This window comes from Anoxybacillus sp. LAT27, assembly GCF_022030075.1.
Taxonomy (GTDB): Bacteria; Bacillota; Bacilli; order Bacillales; family Anoxybacillaceae; genus Anoxybacillus; species Anoxybacillus kestanbolensis.
This window is the reverse complement of the sequence record NZ_JAIWYK010000062.1, coordinates 1-21,293: the sequence shown is the minus strand read 5'-3', so window position 1 is coordinate 21,293 and position 21,293 is coordinate 1. Positions and strand designations below refer to the sequence as shown.

Here is a 21,293-nt window from a genome sequence, read left to right as displayed (position 1 = left end):
TACTTATGTAGAGCATTGTATTAAGATAAAAGCGTAGGAATTTTGTGGGTGTGGGAGAAGATGATTTGTTAGAAGGGGGTAATACATAATGGTGAAAAATGATGTATTTCAAGCGCGTGATACGTTTGAGGTGAACGGGAAAAAATATCATTATTATCGTTTACAAGCGCTTGAAGAAGCAGGAATCGGAAATGTATCGCGTCTTCCGTATTCTATTAAAGTGCTTCTTGAATCAGTACTTCGTCAAGTTGATGGACGTGTCATTACGAAAGAGCATGTTGAAAATTTAGCGAAATGGGGAACGAGCGAACTAAAAGATGTAGACGTTCCGTTTAAACCATCTCGCGTCATCTTGCAAGACTTTACAGGTGTCCCTGCTGTTGTTGACTTAGCTTCCATGCGGAAAGCAATGGCCGACATCGGCGGAGATCCGTATGAAATCAACCCCGAAATTCCTGTTGATCTTGTGATCGACCATTCTGTCCAAGTTGATAAAGCAGGGACAGAAGATGCGCTCGAGTATAACATGAATTTAGAATTTGAACGCAATGCAGAGCGTTATAAGTTTTTGAAGTGGGCACAAAAAGCGTTTAGCAATTATCGTGCTGTTCCTCCAGCAACAGGTATTGTGCACCAAGTTAACTTAGAGTATTTAGCGAATGTGGTGCATGTTGTTGAAGGGGAAAATGGTGAGTATGAGGCGTTCCCAGATACGCTTGTTGGCACAGACTCCCACACAACAATGATTAACGGTATTGGCGTACTCGGTTGGGGTGTTGGTGGTATCGAGGCGGAAGCAGGCATGCTTGGACAACCATCTTACTTCCCAGTACCAGAAGTAATTGGTGTACGTTTAACAGGAAAATTACCGAATGGTACGACAGCAACAGACCTTGCGTTAAAAGTGACACAAGTGCTTCGGAAAAAAGGGGTTGTCGGCAAGTTTGTTGAATTTTTCGGTCCAGGTGTGGCGACATTGCCGTTGGCCGACCGTGCAACTGTGGCCAACATGGCACCTGAATATGGTGCAACGTGTGGCTTCTTCCCGGTTGATGCTGAGGCGCTTGATTATTTACGTTTAACAGGTCGTGACGAACAACATGTTCAAGTCGTTGAAGCATATTGCAAAGCGAATGGTTTGTTCTATACACCAGATGCACAAGAGCCTGTGTTTACAGATGTTGTTGAAATTAACTTATCAGAAATTGAACCAAATCTTTCTGGGCCAAAACGTCCACAAGATTTAATTCCGCTTTCAAAAATGAAAGAATCGTTCCGTCAAGCTGTTGTTTCTCCGCAAGGGAACCAAGGTTTTGGCTTGACTGAAGCAGATTTCGATAAAGAAATGACTGTTACGTTAAACGGCGAAGAAGTAAAAATGAAAACAGGTGCGATCGCAATTGCGGCGATTACAAGCTGTACGAACACATCTAACCCATATGTGTTGATCGGAGCAGGCTTGGTGGCGAAAAAAGCGGTAGAAAAAGGATTGAAAGTACCGAAATATGTAAAAACTTCGCTTGCGCCAGGTTCGAAAGTTGTCACAGGTTACTTAAAAGATTCAGGTCTTCTCCCTTACTTAGAGCAAATTGGCTTTAATATTGTCGGTTACGGTTGTACGACATGTATCGGTAACTCTGGTCCGCTTGCTCCAGAGCTTGAAAAAGCGATTGCAGAAAACGATTTGCTTGTAACAAGCGTATTGTCTGGTAACAGAAACTTTGAAGGACGCATTCACCCGCTTGTCAAAGGTAACTATTTAGCATCACCACCACTTGTCGTGGCATACGCTCTTGCCGGAACAGTCGATATCGATTTATTAAATGAGCCGATCGGTAAAGATCAAAACGGAAATGATGTGTACTTTAACGATATTTGGCCATCTACAGAAGAAGTGAAGGAAGTTGTAAAACAAGCAGTGACGCCAGAATTATTCCGTAAAGAATACGAGCGAGTATTTGACGATAACGCACGTTGGAATGCGATTGAAACGACGGACGAGCCACTTTATCAATGGGATGAAAACTCAACATATATTCAAAATCCGCCATTCTTTGAAGGATTATCGCCAGAAGTGGAAGAAGTAAAACCACTTGCTGGTTTGAGAGTGGTTGGAAAGTTTGGCGACTCTGTCACAACAGATCACATTTCGCCAGCTGGATCGATCGGTGTAAACACACCAGCAGGACAATATTTAATTTCTAAAGGTGTTGATCCGAAAGACTTTAACTCGTACGGTTCTCGTCGTGGTAACCATGAAGTGATGATGCGTGGTACGTTTGCAAACATCCGTATTCGCAACCAAATCGCGCCAGGTACAGAGGGTGGCTATACAACATATTGGCCAACAGGCGAGGTCATGTCGATTTACGATGCTTGCATGAAATATAAACAAGATGGTACAGGGCTTGTTGTTATTGCTGGAAAAGATTACGGTATGGGAAGTTCGCGCGACTGGGCGGCAAAAGGAACATACTTGCTCGGTATCAAAACGGTTATTGCGGAAAGCTTTGAACGTATCCATCGTTCAAACCTTGTGCTTATGGGTGTGTTACCACTCCAATTTAAAGAAGGGGAAAATGCTGAGACGCTTGGATTGACAGGTAAAGAAGTATTTGAAGTGCATATTGATGAAAACGTCAAACCGCGCGACTACGTCAAAGTAACAGCGACAGACGAGCAAGGAAACAAAAAAGAATTTGAAGTGCTTGTTCGTTTCGATAGCGAAGTAGAAATCGACTACTACCGTCATGGTGGAATTTTGCCGATGGTATTGCGCGAGAAGTTAAAACGATAAGAAGAGAGCGATCTGCTCTCTTCTTTATTTTGTGTTTGTCTTTTTCGCTGCGTTTTCTAATGCACTTTTTGGATCAGGGGTAAATGTGGCATCATATCCTTGTGGATTGACGCTTGGAGCGTTTTGCCCACGATTTCTTCCGTTATTTTTACTCATCATGTCCACCTCCTGCGCATATTGTATCCGTCTTTTTCAAAAAATATATATAAGAGGAGGCAGTGACATGAATCGAGCCATTCAAACAGCATTGTGTACAATTGCTTTAGCCCAATTTTTAAAAATTCCATTGACGAAAAGAAAAACGAAAAAGTGGGATTGGTCGCTTTTTTTTGAAACGGGAGGCATGCCAAGTTCACATTCTGCGGGTGTTGCCTCCCTTGCCACATATGTTGCTTTAAAACGAGGAGTGCATAGTATAGATTTTGCCCTTGCAGCCATTTTTGGTTTAATTGTTATGTATGACGCCCAAGGAGTGCGTCATCAAGCAGGAGAGTTAGCTATTCGTGTGAACGAATTAACTGAGGAAATCGAACGGTTAAAAGGTGCTCAAGATGACGGAAAGTTGGACCGAAAAGAAGAGTTGTTGCGCGAACGGCTTGGTCATCAACCAATTGAAGTGATTGGAGGGGCGTTTCTTGGTATCGTTACAGGGGGATTATCTTATGTAATAAGTAGGTGGAAGCGCTCGCTATGAGAGGTGAGCGCTCTTTTTTCTTTGCCATATATGTTGAGGGAGTTCTGACAAAATCATCCCTAATAAAATAAGTCCAGCTCCAAATAAGGCCGCTTGTTGAAGATACTCATCATTCCATATATATGCAGTTAGAGCCGCAAAAACAGGTTCTAAAGCAAAAATTAAAGCAACACGTGTTGGAGATGTATATTGTTGAAAATGCGTTTGAATAAAGAAAGCAATCGTTGTCGCGAACAGTGCGGTAATGAGTAGAGCCAGCCATACATCAAATTCAAAAAAAGTGGATAGTGGAATAAGAGACCAGTCTTCAAACAAATATGAACATATAAAACAAGTGATGGATACTGTTTGAACTTGAATCGTTGTTAGCAGGATAGGTGAAAATTTTGTTGCATATATGCTTGTCGTTACGATATGTAGCGCAAAAGCGATAGCGCACAAAAAGACGAACACATCTCCTTTATTGATCGACATATCTCCGCTTGCGGTTAAAAGATATAGTCCGCATGTAGCGAGTATGCTTCCGACAACGGCGTTAAACGAAGGTCTTTGCTTTAAAATGATAAATGAAAGGAAAGGAACGATAACAACATTTAATCCGGTAATGAATCCCGCTTTTGATGAAGTCGTATACAATAAACCAATCGTTTGAAAGGCATATCCAAGACATAGCCATATGCCAAGAAGCGATCCAGCACATATAAGTTGTCGATCCAGAGGTTTACGTTCGAAGATAAGCACCCAAGCCCATAGCAGTACGCTAGCGATCGCAAAACGTACGCCATTAAACATTAATGGAGGTAAAAAAGCAATGGCGTTTTGAACGACGACAAACGTAGCACCCCAAACAAATGCAACAAATAATAAACTAATATCAGCTTTGTATTTCATTTGACTCTCCTTTACAAAAAAAATGTTGTATAAGACCGAAGTCTCATACAACATTTTACCATTATTCTGTATATTTTGGAGATATTTTTTTTGCAAAATATACAAAAGGTGTATCCAACATTGCAACAATCCATTTCAGTACATATGTTGTCATAAAAATTTGTATCCAATCATGCAACGGAAATACACCGAGAAATGCAATGGATGTGAAAACGAGTGTATCGATCAATTGGCTAATCATTGTGCTTCCATTATTGCGAATCCAAAGTTGCGAATCGCGCGGAAATTTCTTTTTAAACCAATGAAATAAGTGAACATCAAGCGATTGACTAATTACAAAAGCAAGTAAGCTACCAAGCGCGATACGTGGCAATAAACCAAAAATCGTTTCTAACGCTGGTTGAGCAAAATCGCTCACATGCGGCTTAAATAATAAAGCGATTTGCATGACGATTGTGAGTGAAATAAGTGTAAAAAAGCCGAGCCATACCGCTTTTTGTGCTTCTTTTTTTCCGTATTTTTCACTTAAAATGTCAGTCACTAAAAAGGCGGTTCCGTACATGACGTTTCCGAGTGTAGCTGTCATACTAAGCAATTCAACGGTTTTGACGACTTGTAAATTAGCAACGACAGTAGAAAAGCCGATCCATACGAATAAACCTGAGCGACCGAAGAAACGATAAATGAGCAATACAAGTGAAAATGTGACGATGGCAGAAAAAAGACCGAGTATTTCGTTAAACATCGTGATCCCTCCTCGTATGAAAATATAAAGACACAAGCGATATTATACAACTGACATCATTTTTTGTCTAAACTGTTATAATAAAATAAAAAGAAAAGGTGAGTGACATATGAAGGTTTTTATGGAATGGACATATGTAACACCGAAGAAAAAGGAAATGGTGTGGACATCAACAGAGATGGAAGTGACAGAGGCTCTATTTTTTGCAGAGGATATAGAAAGAACAGGGAGAGTGAAACAACTTTTATTTTATGATGCAAGTGGTGTGGCTTGGACGAAAAAGGAGTTAATGAAGCTTATGAAAGAAATTGAAACGGAGCCGCACGACGTGATTGCTTATTTTGATGGCGGTTATGATCGTCAATCAAAAAAAGCAGGAATTGGAATCGTGATTTATTATAAACAAAACGGTGCACAATTTCGTAGGCGAGCAAATGCGCAGTTAGACGAATTGCAGTCAAATAATGAAGCAGAGTATGCAGCCTTTTATTTTTTACTCGAACAAATCGAGCATCTCGGTGTTCATCATTTGCCTGTTGTATTCCGTGGGGATGCGCATGTTGTATTGCATCAATTGTCTAATGATTGGCCTGTATTTTCAGACGAGGGGAGATGGGTGGAGCGAATTGAGCAAAAAATGAAAAAGCTTCGTATTTCTCCAATTTATGAACCCATTAATAGAAAAGAAAATAGTGAAGCAGATCAGTTAGCAACACAAGCTCTTCGTGGGAAGATAATTGTAAGTACAATACAATTGGAGCGTGAATGATGAATCGAAAAGATGTGTTACTTCGAATAAATGAATTATTTGACACGTATTGTGAGGAGTGTTTTGTAAAACGTGCACTCCGTAAAGAATACGGGAAATTATATGCACAATCGTTTTGCATCCAAACATGTACAATAGGAGAAAAAATGAAGCAATACGGTCAGTTGCTTGTGAAACAAAAAACGTAACAAGGTGCCCCGAGATACGGGACACCTCATCATTACATGTGGTGGATCGTTTTTGATAATTGATGATATGCGTCCGCTAATTCCTTTTCACATTGTAATAGCAGTGGATCCTCGATGTTTGTTTTAGCGCGTGCGATCGCTTCTTTTGCATTTTCGATCGCTTGTTTTGCGTGATCGAAAGTGTGACTGTCTAAGCTCATCGTTGCCGCTGCAACCATCTTTTTTGCCGATTCAACCGCTAAATGTGCATCTTCAATTTTCGTAAATACGCTATCGGCCTGAAGGTGTGGCTTTTTTGGGTTTTGTGTCATCATGATCCCTCCTCACTTGTAGTATTTGTGTGAAAAGAGGAGAGTATGTAATAAAAAAGACCAGCATATTGCTGGTCTTTTCGTCGAGCTATATATGAATCATCTCAGACGATTATAATTTCACTACGTTTGCAGCTTGAGGACCACGGTTTCCTTGAACGATTTCAAAAGAAACAGCTTGACCTTCTTCTAACGTTTTGTAGCCTTCACCTTGGATTGCTGTGAAGTGTACGAATACATCGTCTCCACCTTCAACTTCGATGAATCCGTAACCTTTTTCGTTGTTAAACCATTTTACTTTACCGTTTTGCATAATACTGAATCCTCCTAATACCTTTTAGCCAACAGGCTAATGAAAAAATTTTTCATATAACGGAATATACTCACAGCAACCAAGTCGGTGCAGGACATATATTCAGTTAGATGATAATTAGACTATACACGAATGATGAGGAAGAGTCAAGACAAAAAGGTGATTTTTTCAAAAAATTTTTTTAGAGGAGGATTTTTGTAATAAGTGCATAACATTAACAGTAAGTAGTATAGAAAGGGAGTGAGCGGTATGTATCGTGGTCAGATTCGTGGGAAAGAAGTGATCATTAAGTTAAGCAATCATGTACGGAAGCAAAAAGTCGATCAAGAAAAGTTATATCAAACGATTTTAGCATTTGGCGAGGCAGCATTTAATCAACAAAAAGAACAATTCGGCATTGTAAGCAAGCAGGGGTTAATTGTAGCCTCAGTTGAACAGCACGATTTGCCTGTGATTTCGGTCGATTATATTATCCCTTCTCATCATGTGTATGAATAAAGTCCAGTAAAGTCTGGGCTTTATTTATGTTATAGTCGTCAATAGATGAATTTTTTATAGAAAACAATTGTGAAAATATGTATGATCATAAATATATGAGGATAAAGGTGGGAACGTATGATGATCAAACAATGGACGATTCAGACGACGAAGCGAGATGAATTTGTAGACATTACTTCACTTGTTCAATCCTTTATTACAGAGAGTGGTGTACAAGAAGGAGTTGTTGTTGTTTATTGTCCACACACGACAGCAGGAATCACAATTAATGAAAATGCTGATCCAGATGTTAAACGGGATATGATTCGCCGTTTTGATGAATTGTATCCATGGTATCATTCTCTCGATCGGCATAGTGAAGGAAACACAGCTGCTCATATGAAAGCAAGCACGGTTGGATCATCTGCGCATGTCATTGTCACAAAAGGTCAGTTGCTTCTCGGAACATGGCAAGGTATTTATTTTTGTGAGTTCGATGGACCGAGAACACGTACATTTTATGTGAAGGTGATGGAAGGATGAACGGACAACGTATTTTGCCGGCAGTGCGTTCGATGAAAGATTTTGACAGGCTATTAAAAATGAATTATGAATATGGTGTGTTTTTAGACATTCATATCGGTATGTTGAAAAGTGTGTATACATATGCAAACGAACATGGGAAAAAAATGTTTCTTCACGTTGATTTAATACAAGGGCTAAAAAGTGATGAGTATGCGACAGAATTTTTATGTCAACTCGTTAAACCGTACGGATTGATTTCAACCAAAAGCAGTGTGATCACGAAAGCAAAACAAAAAGGTGTTGTTGCGATTCAACGAACATTTATTATTGATTCGAACGCCTTTGAACGAAGTGTTCAACTTGTCGAAAAAACAAATCCTGATTATATTGAGGTATTACCTGGTGTTGTTCCGAAAGTTATCTCTCAACTTCATGAACGAACTGGGAAAGAAATTATTGCTGGAGGATTAATAGAAAACGAAACCGAAGTGGAAGCGGCGATTGCTGCAGGGGCTGTTGCGGTAACGACATCAAATGTCGAACTTTGGCGATATTTCGAGCCAAAATAATACAAAAAATCCATTGACACCGTTTTCAATATCCGTTAAACTTGTAAACAAGTTAATTAACTTTGTGACGGAGAAAAGGAGACTCACGCATGTTCCATGTGACGGGATATGTGTGGGTCTTTTTGTTTCTGTCAAAAATAAAAATAGCAAAGGGGAGGAAAGACGATGACACCATTTATAGCCGAAATTGTGGGAACTGCATTATTAATTATTTTTGGGGGAGGTGTATGCGCTGCTGTTAGTTTGAAGAAGTCGTTTGCCCAAAATGGTGGTTGGATTGTGATCACAATGGGGTGGGGACTTGGAGTCGCTATTGCAGTATATGTCGTTGGGCAATATAGCGGTGCTCATCTAAATCCTGCGGTTACACTAGCTTTAGCTTTTAACGGAGACTTTTCTTGGATTCAAGTTCCTAAATATGTTTTAGCCCAAATGATTGGTGCAATGATTGGTGCGACATTTGTGTTTTTATATTATTTACCGCATTGGAAAGAAACAGAGGATGCAGGCACAAAGCTTGGTGTTTTCTCCACGGGACCAGCCATTCCAAATCGCTTTGCAAATTTACTCAGCGAGATACTAGGAACTTTTATTTTAACTGTTGGAATTTTAGCAATTGGAGCGAATAAGTTTACAGAAGGTTTAAATCCGCTTATTGTTGGTTTTTTTATTGTTAGTATAGGTCTTTCTCTTGGTGGAACGACTGGATATGCGATCAACCCTGCAAGGGATTTAGGACCGAGAATTGCACACTTTTTATTGCCTATCCCAGGTAAAGGAAGCTCGAATTGGGGATATGCTTGGGTTCCGGTTGTCGGTCCAATATTAGGCGGTTCGTTAGGTGGACTTTTTTATAAAGGTGTGTTTAAAGGGGAAATGACACAATCATTTTGGTATGTTTTTATTTTGACAATGCTCATTTTAGGCATCGCGTTTGCATCAGAGCAGAGAAAAAATAATAATCCACAGATAGCAAGAAAAATAACAATATAGTAAAAATAGTGAGGGGAGAATGAAATATGGATAAATACATTTTAGCTCTTGATCAAGGAACAACGAGTTCACGTGCTATTTTATTTAATCAAAAAGGGGAAATTGTTCATATTGCACAAAAAGAGTTTACACAATATTTTCCACAGCCAGGATGGGTGGAGCATAACCCAAATGAAATTTGGGGTTCTATTTTAGCTGTCATTGCAACGGTATTGTCAGAGGCAGCTGTTGAACCAAAGCAAATCGCCGCAATCGGTATTACAAACCAACGTGAAACAACGGTCGTATGGGACAAACAAACAGGACAACCGATTTATAACGCCATTGTATGGCAATCGCGCCAAACCGCACAAATTTGTGAGCAGTTAAAGCAAGCTGGATACGATGAAGTGTTTCGTGAAAAAACAGGTTTGCTTATTGACGCTTACTTTTCAGGAACGAAAGTGAAATGGATTTTAGATCATGTGGAAGGAGCACGTGAAAAAGCGGAAAGAGGGGAGTTGTTATTTGGGACGATTGATACATGGCTTACTTGGAAGCTATCTGGTGGAAAAGTGCATGTGACAGACTACTCTAACGCTTCAAGAACGTTAATGTTCAATATTTATGAACAAAGATGGGATGATGAACTACTCGGCATTTTACAAGTGCCAAAAGCAATGCTACCGGATGTTCGGCCATCTTCAGAAATTTACGCACATACAGCACCGTACCATTTCTTTGGGCAAGAAGTGCCGATTGCTGGTATTGCAGGAGATCAACAGGCAGCTTTGTTCGGGCAAGCATGCTTTGAACAAGGAATGGCGAAAAACACATACGGTACAGGTTGCTTTATGTTAATGAATACGGGCGAAAAAGCAGTTCAGTCTAAACACGGTTTATTAACGACAATTGCATGGGGAGTCGATGGAAAAGTCGAATATGCGTTAGAAGGAAGCATTTTCGTTGCTGGATCTGCCATTCAATGGTTACGTGACGGATTACGAATGATTAAGGAAGCAAAAGATAGCGAAGTATATGCAACGAAAGTACAATCAACAGATGGTGTATATGTGGTACCAGCGTTTGTAGGACTTGGGACACCATATTGGGATAGCGATGTACGAGGAGCGGTATTTGGCTTGACACGCGGAACGACAAAAGAGCACTTTATTCGCGCAACGCTTGAGTCACTTGCATATCAAACGAAAGATGTGTTAACTGCAATGGAAGCGGATGCGGGGATTACATTAAAAACGTTACGTGTTGATGGTGGAGCGGTAAAAAACAATTTTCTAATGCAATTTCAAAGTGACATCCTCGGCGTACCCGTTGAAAGACCAGTTGTGAACGAAACGACTGCTCTCGGTGCTGCTTACTTAGCAGGGCTCGCGGTTGGCTATTGGCAAAGTAGAGAAGAGATTGCGAAACAATGGAATATAGATCGTGCTTTTGAACCAAAAATGAATGTTGATGTTCAACAACAACTTTATGATGGATGGAAAAAAGCAGTTCGTGCTACGCAAGCCTTTAGATAGAAAAACAAAATCGACTGTCGACTAGACAGTCGATTTTTTTTTAAATAAAACTATGTTCTAAATAATCAATAAGAAAAACAAAATATTTTGTTAATATAACCGTTTTCACATCCGAAAAAATGTGATAATATAATCAATAAAAAAGAAAAAAATTTTGTTTTTAAAGAAATGTGAGGGCTATATGGTATACGATGGGATTATCTTGAGCATCTTAATCGGTTTATTTCGCGGAGGCAATTTTAAAGGGATCGCGACATTAAAGTTAAAAGGCGGTTGGATCTTCCCTGTGCTGTTGCTTGTGCAATGGATTTTCTTCCTATTGCAAGACCGAATTGCTTTTCTAGCGAATATAAGCAACGTCACATTTATTATCGTTTACATCGTTGGACTAACATTTATTTGGCTTAATCGCCATTATCCGGGAATGAAAACGATCTTCGCAGGCGTGCTTTTAAACTTTATTGTTATTGCATTAAACGGTGGTAGAATGCCTGTATCACTTGAAGCGACACAAGCCGTTTTAGGACAAGAATACGTTGAACTTTTAAAAACGGGACTTTACGGAAAGCATACAGCTATTACAGCTGATACGATCTTTCCGTTCTTAGGCGACATAATTCCGTTAGCGCCACCTTATCCGCGAGCGAAAGTGATTAGCATTGGCGACGTTGTCATGAATATCGGTGTCTTTTTGTTTATTCAGTATTTAATGATGAAAGAGAAACAAACAAATGCTTCCCAACCAATACATGAAGGGAGGTGAAACACATGAACGCACGCGTGAAAAATGTACTTATTAATCTCCTCGTTATCGGCTCTGTTGTTGTGGCATTAACTTCAGGATTTAAGTTTGGAAGTTAAAAATAGTACTGGGGGCGTGGACAGCTCCCAGTAAGTAATAATGTGAAGATAGAGAGTGATAGAATTGAATGCAAGAGAAGGAGTTTTTGAAGATTACACAAAGTTATATGCTCTGCTGATATCTGTAATCGGTTTATATTTTTTTATCAACCACACTAATCTTGAAAGTTTGACTCTCAGTGATTGGGTTTTAATATATGTTTTATCTGGAACAGTTTCATTATTGAATTATTTCGTGGTAGATATTCCACCAAAGGGAAATTCTCTGTCCTTAGATTCATCGGTTTATTTGGCAACTTTATTTATATACGGTATAAATATTGCTCTTTATATACTTCTAATAAGTAGTATAGCTCATTTTTTTTATAATAGAAAAATGGCTTGGTGGAAACATTTTTTCAACTTTTCAATGTATTGTCTAATGATAAGTAGTGCATATTATGTTTTAATAAACTTATCTATCCAAATTGGCAACATTGACTACGAGAATTTTTTTGGATATCTATTTAGCCTAACTGTATATGGATTAGTTAACATTTTTTTAATGTATGTTTTTTTTGCTTTTTTATCGAAGCAGGACTTGTTGTCTGCTTTATACAGTATGTTTAGCGAGGGAATATTTAGTGAAGCCCTCATTAGTTATTCGGTTACACTTCTCCTTTCCTTTGTTTTAGGATTGATGATTAGAGATGACTTGTTTTTTGGGTTATTTATTTTTACAATACTAGTTATGTGTTTATCATTTGTTTTTAAGAAGTTTCTATATCTTTATCAAGAAATGGCCAATCAGGCAAATAAAGATTACCTCACCGGCTTATATAACCACGGATATTTTAAAGATTACTTAAAGGAATTATTTCGGGAGACGAAAAAAACAGGTGGCCAGTTTTCGATCGCTTTTTTAGATTTAGATGATTTTAAAAAATATAATGATTATCATGGTCATGTGCAAGGGGATCGATTATTAAAGTTTGTTGGGGAATTTTTGAGAAACGAAACAAAAGATTTAGGATATATTGTTGCCCGTTATGGTGGAGAGGAGTTCGCGATTGCTTTACCCAGAATAACAAAACATGAAGCAGCAGCTTTTATGGATCAATTACGAAAAAAATTAAATGATACACCATTTGACGGAGTTGACCGCCTTCCGTATCGTTGCATTTCGTTTTCATGTGGAGTTGCGGAGTATGAGTCTGACATGTATGAAGAAAGTGAACTATTACATAAGGCTGATCAAGCGCTTTATTATTCAAAAGCACAAGGGAAAAATAATGTACAATTGTACGATGCGAAAAGAATATCGCGTGATGCATTGAAATTTAAAGAAGATTTAGATGCGATTGAAGAGCAGTTAAAATTGTTGCTTTATAAAGATGTATATACATACCGTCATAGTAAACGTGTATTTAAATATGCAATGGAATTTAGCGATCGTTTAACTCTTACGGAAGAGGAAAAACGTACACTCGTTTTAGGGGCGCTTGTTCATGATATTGGAAAAATCGAAGTTTCACGAGATATTATTAACAAAACAAGCAAGCTTGATCCAGATGAATGGGAAATAATGAAAAAACACGTTATATGGGGGAAAGAAATTGTCCTTTCGGATGGTCGGTTTGAAGAAGTGATTCCTCTTGTTGAACTTCATCATGAACGTTATGATGGACGAGGATATCCTTATGGACTGAAAGGCGAAGAGATCCCGAAATTGGCACGTATTTTGTGTATTATTGATTCATTTGATGCGATGACAACAGACCGCCCGTATCAACGAACAAAAACATTCTCCGAAGCAATTGTTGAATTGCGCCGCTGTTCTGGGACGCAATTCGATCCTCAATATGTCGAGCCATTTATCCAAATGATTGAAGAATATTATCCTGAGAAAGTCGGAAATGAAAACGAAACTGTCTCACCGTGAGGCAGTTTTTATTTTTCCGAAAATTGATCGTTTGTGAATGATATATGAAATAAAATGATTATTTTTGATTAAAATTGAATGAATTTGGTTGATTTTTTGTATATATTTCAGTATGATAAAAATGTAAGCGATTTAAAAAGGAGGTGTGAAGTTGTTAACACCAGAACGACATCGCATTATTTTACAGCTGTTACAAGAAAAAGAAGTCGTCAAGCTACATGAACTCGTTGAAGCAACGCAATGCTCCGAGTCGACAATTCGACGTGATTTAAGTCAGTTAGAAAAAGAAAAAAAATTAAAGCGCGTCCATGGTGGTGCAGCGTTGTTACAACAAAAAAGAGAAGAGCTGAGCGTTTTTGAAAAATCGACGAAAAACATTCATGAAAAACAGCTTATTGGTAAATATGCAGCAAGCCTTATTCAAGATGGAGATTGCATTTATTTAGATGCGGGAACGACAACATTACAGATGATTCCTTATATTCAAGCAAAAAATATCGTCGTTGTGACAAATGGAATGATGCATATTGATGCACTATTAGAAAAGGATATCCCGACGTATGTTGTTGGCGGATTAATTAAGAAAAAAACGAATGCATTAATCGGTCGAGGAGCTATTCACTCGTTGCAGCAATATAGTTTTGACAAATGTTTTATTGGAGTAAATGGCGTTCATATTGATTTTGGTTATACGACTCCAGATCCTGAAGAAGCGTTTATGAAACAAACAGCCATCCATTTATCACAACAAGCTTTTGTATTAGCTGATCATTCGAAATTAAACGAAAGTACGTTTGCAAAAATTGCCGAATTACAAGAGGCAACGATGATTACGGATGAAACAGATGAAGAATTGCTAGCAATGTATGAAGCAAAAACGACAGTAGAGGTTGTGAAATGATGATTTATACATGTACATTAAACCCTTCCGTCGACTATGTTGTTGAAGCACAACAGATCGAACTTGGAAAATTAAATCGCGCGACAAAAACATCCTATTTTCCTGGGGGGAAAGGAATTAATGTATCACGCGTACTAAAGCGACTACACATTCATAATATTGCTCTCGGGTTTATCGGTGGATTTACGGGACAGTTCATTGCTGATGAATTGAAACGGGAACATATTTTAACAGATTTTATTACTGTACCGGGACAAACGCGATTAAACATTAAGTTAAAAGGGGAAAAAGAAACAGAAGTAAATGGCGAAGGGCCTGTCATTAGCGATGAACATAAAGAAGCGTTGATCGATAAAATTAAACAGCTAAAAAAAGGAGATATCCTTGTTTTAGCAGGAAGCCTTCCGCCGTCGATAGATGATACATTTTACGTCATGATGATGGAAGAAGCGAAAAAACGAAAAGTTGCAGTTGTTGTTGATACGAGTGGTAGTGCATTGAAACAAGCAATCGCATACGAACCATTTTTACTTAAACCGAATCAAATGGAGCTTGGGGAATTGTTCGGAGTGAGTATTCATAGTCGCCATCAAATTATAGAATACGGAAAAAAACTAATTGACAATGGTGTGCAACATGTCATTGTTTCCCTTGCTGGAGATGGGGCAATTTTGTTCCATAAAGACGTCATATTAATCGCCCAAGCCCCAAAAGGAATGGTAAAAAATTCAGTTGGGGCAGGTGATTCGATGGTAGCAGGATTTTTAGCTGCGTACGTGAACGAAGCACCACTTGAAGAAGCATTTCGATATAGCGTCGCAGCAGGGAGTGCGACGGCATTTTCGGAAGATTTATGCACAGAAGATGAGGTTTATCGCTTATTAGAACAAGTGACCATCATCAGAATGGAGGATCGTGTATGAGAATAACAGATTTGTTGACAGAAGATACGATTGTTCTTGATTTGAAAGCCCGAACAAAAAAAGAAGTGATTGAAGAATTAGCAAATGTTCTTGAGAATACGGGAAAATTGTACGATCGTCAGACGTTTATCGAAGCAATTTTTGCTCGCGAAGCGCAAAGTACGACAGGAATCGGAGAAGGAATTGCCATCCCTCACGCAAAAACGAAGGCGGTGCGCACCCCAGCCGTTGTTTTTGGACGTTCGAAAGAGGGAATTGATTACGATGCGTTGGACGGAAAAAGAAGCCATTTGTTTTTCATGATTGCTGCACCAGAAGGAGCCAACGATACTCACTTAGAAGCGCTATCTCGCTTGTCAACATTGTTAATGGATACATCGTTTCGCTCAGAAATTGAAAACGCTTCATCAAAACAACAAATTATTCAGACGATTCAAGAAAAGGAGGGAGAAATGGTGACTGAAGAAAAACAGACGGTTGGAAAGAAAAAAGTATTAGCCGTGACAGCGTGCCCAACAGGGATTGCGCATACGTATATGGCTGCTGATGCTCTGAAGGCGAAAGCAAAAGAAATGGGAGTGGACATAAAGGTAGAAACGAATGGTTCAAGCGGGGTGAAAAATGAGTTAACACAACAAGAAATTGAACATGCTGTTGCCATTATCGTTGCAGCAGATAAGCAAGTAGAAATGGACCGATTCGATGGAAAACATGTCATCCAAGTACCTGTTGCCGATGCGATTCGTAAACCAGAGCACCTCATTGACCGAGCATTAAAACAAGATGCCCCAATTTATCGTGCAAGTGGTGGCAATCGCTCGTATGCATCAAAAGAACGAACAGGTTTTTATAAACATTTAATGAACGGCGTATCGAATATGCTTCCGTTCGTTGTTGGTGGCGGAATTTTAATTGCGATCTCATTTATTTTTGGTATTAAAGCGTTTGATCCAAATGATCCGTCATTCCATCCGATTGCAAAAGCATTAATGGACATCGGTGGTGGTAGTGCCTTTGCCCTCATGATTCCTGTTTTATCTGGATTTATCGCGATGAGCATCGCCGATCGCCCAGGATTTGCACCGGGGATGGTCGGAGGATTTATGGCCGCGAATGGCGGTGCAGGCTTTTTAGGTGGACTAATTGCGGGCTTTTTGGCCGGTTATCTCGTTGTTGGATTGAAAAAATGGTTTAGCCGTTTGCCACAATCACTTGAAGGAATTAAACCTGTTCTACTTTATCCATTATTCGGAATATTGCTCACGGGATTTATTATGATGTATGTCGTCATTGACCCAGTGAAAGCATTAAATGAAGGAATGAAAACATGGCTTGAAAATATGGGCACAGGTAACCTTGTTTTGCTTGGTCTTGTCCTTGGAGGAATGATGGCAGTCGATATGGGTGGACCGATCAACAAAGCGGCGTTTACGTTTGGAATTGCGATGATTGATGCAGGGAACTATGCACCGCATGCAGCTATTATGGCAGGTGGAATGGTTCCACCTTTAGGATTAGCGATTGCGACAACGTTATTTAAAAAGAAATTTACAAAAGCAGAGCGGGAAGCGGGAAAAACATGCTATATTATGGGGGCTTCATTTATCACAGAAGGAGCCATTCCATTTGCAGCAGCTGATCCAGGACGTGTCATTCCATCAATTATTGTTGGTTCAGCGGTTGCCGGAGCGTTGACGATGATGTTTGGCATCGGTCTCCCAGCTCCACATGGTGGAATTTTTGTAATCCCGATCGTAAAAGGAAACCCGTTGTTATATGTGCTTGCCATTTTAATTGGTTCACTTGTGACTGCATTCATGGTTGGTTTGTGGAAAAAAGAAGTAAAAGAATAATAGATAAAGAGCGCGCGATAAAAAATCGCGCGTTTTTTCTTAAAAAATACTTTGACAAAGATAATCATTATCATTTAATATATAGTTGTTGAAAATGATTATCAATAATAAGGATAGGGGGATTACTAATGGCAAAAGTCATTATGGTATTCACAAGTATGACAGGGAATACAGAAGAGATGGCGGAAGCGATTGCTGAAGGCGTTCGAGAACAAAGTGCGGAGTTAGACGTGAAAGAAGTATTAGACACCACAGCAACAGAGCTCGAGGAATATGACGGTATTTTGCTTGGAGCGTACACATGGGGAGATGGTGAATTACCAGATGACTTTTTAGATTTTTACGATGAATTAGATAGCGTTGATTTGACAGGTAAAAAAGCGGCTGTTTTCGGCTCATGCGATTCAAGTTATGAAAAATATGGTGCTGCCGTTGATATTTTAATTGAAAAGTTGCAAGAACGTGGGGCTGAAGTCGTTCTCGACGGGCTCAAGGTTGAATTGACACCGACAAATGAAGAGAAACAATTATGTCGTTTATTCGGTCGAGATTTTGTAAAACATTTGTAAAAGGTCGTTTTACACACGACCTTTTTTAAATAAACTATGTTCTAAATAATCAATAAAAAAGAAAGAACAAGTCAATAACTAACTTGTTCAAATTGAGAGCGCTTTGATGATGTTTCGATATCTGACTTATAATAAGATGGAAAATACATATACACATCTGTTCCTTCTCCAACTTCACTATGAATAAATAAATCTCCTTTCATCGTCTCAACGATGCGGTATACAACCATCATTCCGAGACCGGTTCCTTTTGCTCCTTTTGTTGTAAAATACGGTTCTCCTAAACGTTCAATTTGTTCTTTTGTCATGCCAACTCCTGTATCACCAATATGAATAAGTACGTAATCTTTATCGATCGATACGTTAATACGCAACGTACCTCCATTTGGCATCGCTTCAATGGCGTTCTTCATTACATTGAGTAAACATTGCTGAAACTTTTGACGTTCTCCTTTCACTGCAAACGGAACAAGAGATGTTTGAATTTCAATGCTACTCATATTAGCAAAGGGGCGTAAAATATCAATCACTCGTTCGATTTCTGTTTTTACATTTAACTTTTCAACATGTTCTGGCGCCGGTTTTGCAAATGTTAAATAATCGGTAATAATAGCCTCAGCGCGATCAATCTCCTCAATGGCAATTTGAATATATTGCTTATCTTTATAATTCATTCGTTCGCTTTGGAGTAGCAATTGCATAAATCCTCTCGATACGGTTAATGGGTTACGCACCTCATGTGAAATAGAAGCAGCTAAATGTCCAACGACTTCCATTTTTTCAGCGCGGACAATACGCCGCCGAAGTTCGCTATGTTTTTGAATCGTTTCAGTAATGTAAGCACCTAAAAATGCGGCAAGTGGTTGTGCTGGAAAGTATGTTGAAATAATGTGTGACAATTGGTATTCATCACCAATATGTATGTGAGAGAGTATCATTGTTAAAATAGCTGTGCCAATCGATAAAAGAGTAATGAAAGTTATTCGTTGCTTGGATGATAAAGATGTTTTAAACTTTCGGTAAAAAAAGAAACAAGTCACAGCTTGAATGGTTGTAATGATCATTGTTACTATGATGCCTTCTGTACCACCGATGATGATACGGTAAACTACAGTAATTATCGAAAGAAAAAGAGCTGAAAATGCGCCACCATATAAACCACCAATCCAAGTGGCTACTTGACGCAAATCGAAAACAAACCCATTTGTTGCATGTATCGGAAACGTCATACAAAATATAATACATATGCCGATTGCGATCGTTTTCAACATCGTTTTCACGTGATCAGATATGCGGCGTTCTTCAAGCCAAATCGGAACGATCAATAATGCTAATATAATGAAAAATAAGTTTAGCAATATTTCTTTGATTAGTGAGGGCATGTGAAGCCACTCCTTCCGACATATATTTTGAATTATTTGAATATTTAAGTCGAATGATCTCTTTTCATTGTAGAGAAAGTGAACGATGGTGTGAATACATAATAGTTCGATGTTTTATGTCATGTTTCTACAAATTTTGCGCAATTTTTCATCTTTATGTGGTATGATGGAAAGAAAAGGAGATGAGAGAATGGTTGAGAAAGCGTTAACGAATAAAAAAATTGCACTATGTGCCTCGCGTAAAATAGAGGAAATGAGCATGCTTATCGCTAAACAAGGAGGTATTCCTCTCTCTCGACCTGCCCAAGGAACGATGTTTTTCAATAAAGAGCTAGAGCAACAGCTTCATCAAATGATCAATGAACAAAATGATTGGTTTATTTTCACAACAGGAATTGGTGCCGAAACGTTAATAAAAAAAGCAGACGAATGGGGAATGAAAGATGCGTTACTTCAGGTCATTCGCCGAGCACATATAGCGGCACGGGGCTATAAAACAGTAAATGTGCTACGTACGTACGGTATCAGTCCGCATATAACGGCAAATGATGGAACGACACGTGACCTTATACGTGCTTTGGGAGATGTCGAATGGAAAAATAAACATGTGGTTGTTCAGCTTTACGGAGATTCTGTTCCATCCTTACAACAATTTTTAGTTAAACAAGGGGCTTTGTACAAAGAAGTATGGCCATATCTTCATACTCCACCTACACCAAGTGTGATGAAACAGCTTGTTGATGAAATCATTTCTCGATCTGTACAAGCGGTTTGTTTTACATCAGCAATTCAAGTGCGTTTTTTCTTTTCGGTTGTGAACGAATGGGGATACATACGTGAAATTAAACGAGCATTGGCCGATGACGTTGTAGCTGTTGCGGTTGGAAAGGTGACAAAAGAAGCGTTATATGAAGAAGGGGTTGCACGTGTCATTGCACCGGATCACGAACGTATGGGGGCCATGATTGTCGAACTCGCAAAATATTTTGAGAAAAAGTAGCCGTGCATACAATATGCGCGGCTACGTACGAAATGATTCAACTGTTGCGCGTAGCTGATCACCAAGTTTTGCAAGCGTTTGGGCGGCCGAAGAAATTTGTTCGTTCATTGCTAATTGTTCTTCTACAGTTACAGCGCTTTCTTTACTTTTTTGCATGACTTGTTGTGCTAGATGTTTTAATCGCTTCATTGTTTTAGTTAGTTCGTTTGAAATAGCAGTCATTTGTTCAATCGCTGCGGATGTGGTTTGCACTTTAGAAAACACTTGTTCTACTGAATAGTCAATTGTTTGGAAAGCTTGTTCTGCTGTTTCATAGTATATGACGCTGTCGGCAATTTTTTTTGTATTTTGTTCCATCGAATGTGCTACTTGCTTTGTTTCGATTTTTATTTGATCAATCATAGTTTCAATTTCTTTCGTCGCTTCTTTCGATTGTTCAGATAGCTTTCTCACTTCATGAGCGACGACAGTAAACCCTTTTCCATGCTCACCAGCGCGTGCGGCTTCAATCGCAGCGTTAAGTGCAAGTAAATTTGTTTGTTCGGCAATTGCTGTAATGACGTTTGTAATTTTTCCGATTGTTTCCGAATGTTGCTGGAGCGATTCAACAAGTGTTTTTGTTGTAAACATCGCATCATGCAATTCGTGTGCCTGTCTCGTAACTGCTTGAATGGCTTGTTTTCCTTTATTGACGGAATGATGTGCTTGTTCTGCTGAAGTAAGTAGATCTTCTGTACTTTCGGCAATTTGACTCATTCCTGTCGCGAACTCGTGTAAAGAATCATCAGTTTCTTTTAACATATGCAGTTGTTGTTGTGCTTCTGTATATGTTTGCTCAGCTTTTGTTGCTGCCTTTTCAGACGATTGTGTACTTTCTTCTGCACTTGCGGCAAATTGTTCTGCTTGTGATGCGATGTGAATAGAAACGTCCTTTATTGTTTGAATCGTTCCTTTCAATTTTGTTTTCATATGATTGATTGACTCAATCATACGTCTTGTTTCATCTTTCGTTTTTACTGATAGAGGAGCATTCCTGTTAGAAAGGTTTTCGGGGACTTGAAAGAAAAAAGCCCTCTTGGTATGATGCAGGGGTG

23 protein-coding genes are annotated in these 21,293 nt (G+C 39.0%); 16 read left to right on the top strand and 7 right to left on the bottom strand.

Annotation, left to right across the window (positions count from 1 at the left end; all coding sequences use genetic code 11):
- Positions 1–88 precede the first annotated feature (88 nt).
- Positions 89–2,797, top strand: coding sequence for an aconitate hydratase AcnA (acnA, locus tag LD028_RS03520; protein ID WP_006318333.1), 2,709 nt, complete (start codon positions 89–91; stop codon positions 2,795–2,797).
- 24 nt (positions 2,798–2,821) lie between these two features.
- On the opposite strand, the gene sspL is transcribed toward acnA, so the two are convergent.
- Positions 2,822–2,953: a small, acid-soluble spore protein L gene (gene sspL, locus LD028_RS03515; protein ID WP_035018667.1), complete on the bottom strand. Its 132-nt coding sequence runs from the start codon at positions 2,951–2,953 to the stop codon at positions 2,822–2,824.
- A gap of 67 nt (positions 2,954–3,020) precedes the next feature.
- Between sspL and LD028_RS03510 the strand changes: the two genes are divergently transcribed.
- The gene (locus tag LD028_RS03510; RefSeq protein WP_041638403.1) at positions 3,021–3,491 is read left to right on the top strand and encodes a divergent PAP2 family protein; all 471 of its coding nucleotides are present in this window, start codon (positions 3,021–3,023) and stop codon (positions 3,489–3,491) included.
- Here LD028_RS03510 and LD028_RS03505 read toward each other — a convergent pair.
- Both LD028_RS03505 and LD028_RS03500 read right to left on the bottom strand, forming a co-directional pair.
- On the bottom strand, positions 3,486–4,382 hold the full coding sequence (locus tag LD028_RS03505) for a DMT family transporter (RefSeq protein WP_077428341.1): 897 nt from the start codon (positions 4,380–4,382) through the stop codon (positions 3,486–3,488). The genes LD028_RS03510 and LD028_RS03505 overlap by 6 nt on opposite strands.
- A 61-nt stretch (positions 4,383–4,443) precedes the next feature.
- Positions 4,444–5,127 (bottom strand): queuosine precursor transporter, encoded by a 684-nt coding sequence (locus tag LD028_RS03500; RefSeq protein ID WP_237810491.1) that lies wholly within the window; start codon positions 5,125–5,127, stop codon positions 4,444–4,446.
- A 109-nt stretch (positions 5,128–5,236) separates the two neighbouring features.
- Between LD028_RS03500 and LD028_RS03495 the strand changes: the two genes are divergently transcribed.
- Positions 5,237–5,896: a ribonuclease H family protein gene (locus LD028_RS03495; protein ID WP_035018665.1), complete on the top strand. Its 660-nt coding sequence runs from the start codon at positions 5,237–5,239 to the stop codon at positions 5,894–5,896.
- Complete coding sequence (locus LD028_RS03490; RefSeq protein ID WP_035018664.1) at positions 5,896–6,084, top strand: zinc-finger domain-containing protein; 189 nt, start codon at positions 5,896–5,898, stop codon at positions 6,082–6,084. The genes LD028_RS03495 and LD028_RS03490 overlap by 1 nt, the downstream gene beginning before the upstream one ends.
- A gap of 32 nt (positions 6,085–6,116) precedes the next feature.
- Here LD028_RS03490 and LD028_RS03485 read toward each other — a convergent pair whose 3' ends face one another.
- Together LD028_RS03485 and cspD are read right to left on the bottom strand one after the other, a co-directional pair.
- Entirely contained in the window at positions 6,117–6,398 is a 282-nt protein-coding gene (locus LD028_RS03485; protein WP_309240386.1) for a DUF2564 family protein, read from the bottom strand.
- Positions 6,399–6,507: 109 nt separating this feature from the next.
- Positions 6,508–6,708, bottom strand: coding sequence for a cold-shock protein CspD (cspD, locus tag LD028_RS03480; RefSeq protein ID WP_003398931.1), 201 nt, complete (start codon positions 6,706–6,708; stop codon positions 6,508–6,510).
- Between the two features lie 249 nt (positions 6,709–6,957).
- Here cspD and LD028_RS03475 point away from each other — a divergent pair, with 249 nt between their 5' ends.
- From LD028_RS03475 to LD028_RS03425, 11 genes are all read left to right on the top strand, one after another.
- Complete coding sequence (locus LD028_RS03475; RefSeq protein ID WP_004890569.1) at positions 6,958–7,206, top strand: hypothetical protein; 249 nt, start codon at positions 6,958–6,960, stop codon at positions 7,204–7,206.
- Positions 7,207–7,326: 120 nt separating this feature from the next.
- Positions 7,327–7,728 carry a secondary thiamine-phosphate synthase enzyme YjbQ gene (locus LD028_RS03470; RefSeq protein ID WP_237810508.1) on the top strand — a complete coding sequence of 134 codons (402 nt, stop codon included), beginning with the start codon at positions 7,327–7,329 and terminating at the stop codon, positions 7,726–7,728.
- Positions 7,725–8,279: a glycerol-3-phosphate responsive antiterminator gene (locus LD028_RS03465; RefSeq protein ID WP_237810489.1), complete on the top strand. Its 555-nt coding sequence runs from the start codon at positions 7,725–7,727 to the stop codon at positions 8,277–8,279. Before LD028_RS03470 ends, LD028_RS03465 begins: the two co-directional genes overlap by 4 nt.
- Positions 8,280–8,444: 165 nt before the next feature.
- Positions 8,445–9,272 carry an MIP/aquaporin family protein gene (locus LD028_RS03460; protein ID WP_237810488.1) on the top strand — a complete coding sequence of 276 codons (828 nt, stop codon included), beginning with the start codon at positions 8,445–8,447 and terminating at the stop codon, positions 9,270–9,272.
- A 26-nt stretch (positions 9,273–9,298) separates the two neighbouring features.
- Positions 9,299–10,789, top strand: a complete 1,491-nt coding sequence (glpK, locus tag LD028_RS03455; RefSeq protein WP_237810487.1) for a glycerol kinase GlpK — start codon at positions 9,299–9,301, stop codon at positions 10,787–10,789.
- A gap of 181 nt (positions 10,790–10,970) precedes the next feature.
- Positions 10,971–11,552, top strand: a complete 582-nt coding sequence (locus LD028_RS03450) for a DUF5317 domain-containing protein (RefSeq protein ID WP_004890556.1) — start codon at positions 10,971–10,973, stop codon at positions 11,550–11,552.
- Positions 11,553–12,059: 507 nt separating this feature from the next.
- Positions 12,060–13,571, top strand: a complete 1,512-nt coding sequence (locus LD028_RS03445; RefSeq protein WP_370642769.1) for a bifunctional diguanylate cyclase/phosphohydrolase — start codon at positions 12,060–12,062, stop codon at positions 13,569–13,571.
- A 151-nt stretch (positions 13,572–13,722) separates the two neighbouring features.
- Positions 13,723–14,472: a DeoR/GlpR family DNA-binding transcription regulator gene (locus LD028_RS03440; RefSeq protein WP_237810485.1), complete on the top strand. Its 750-nt coding sequence runs from the start codon at positions 13,723–13,725 to the stop codon at positions 14,470–14,472.
- Positions 14,472–15,395, top strand: a complete 924-nt coding sequence (pfkB, locus tag LD028_RS03435) for a 1-phosphofructokinase (RefSeq protein ID WP_237810507.1) — start codon at positions 14,472–14,474, stop codon at positions 15,393–15,395. The genes LD028_RS03440 and pfkB overlap by 1 nt, the downstream gene beginning before the upstream one ends.
- Complete coding sequence (locus LD028_RS03430; protein WP_237810484.1) at positions 15,392–17,248, top strand: PTS fructose transporter subunit IIABC; 1,857 nt, start codon at positions 15,392–15,394, stop codon at positions 17,246–17,248. Before pfkB ends, LD028_RS03430 begins: the two co-directional genes overlap by 4 nt.
- Before the next feature lie 128 nt (positions 17,249–17,376).
- Complete coding sequence (locus tag LD028_RS03425; protein WP_237810483.1) at positions 17,377–17,817, top strand: flavodoxin; 441 nt, start codon at positions 17,377–17,379, stop codon at positions 17,815–17,817.
- 71 nt (positions 17,818–17,888) lie between these two features.
- On the opposite strand, the gene LD028_RS03420 is transcribed toward LD028_RS03425, so the two are convergent.
- Positions 17,889–19,199, bottom strand: coding sequence for an ATP-binding protein (locus LD028_RS03420; RefSeq protein WP_237810482.1), 1,311 nt, complete (start codon positions 19,197–19,199; stop codon positions 17,889–17,891).
- Between the two features lie 109 nt (positions 19,200–19,308).
- Here LD028_RS03420 and LD028_RS03415 point away from each other — a divergent pair, with 109 nt between their 5' ends.
- Positions 19,309–20,199, top strand: coding sequence for a uroporphyrinogen-III synthase (locus tag LD028_RS03415; protein WP_237810481.1), 891 nt, complete (start codon positions 19,309–19,311; stop codon positions 20,197–20,199).
- Positions 20,200–20,220: 21 nt separating this feature from the next.
- On the opposite strand, the gene LD028_RS03410 is transcribed toward LD028_RS03415, so the two are convergent.
- A complete protein-coding gene (locus LD028_RS03410; RefSeq protein ID WP_237810480.1) occupies positions 20,221–21,189 on the bottom strand; it encodes a methyl-accepting chemotaxis protein in 969 nt (322 codons plus the stop codon).
- Positions 21,190–21,293: the final 104 nt, after the last annotated feature.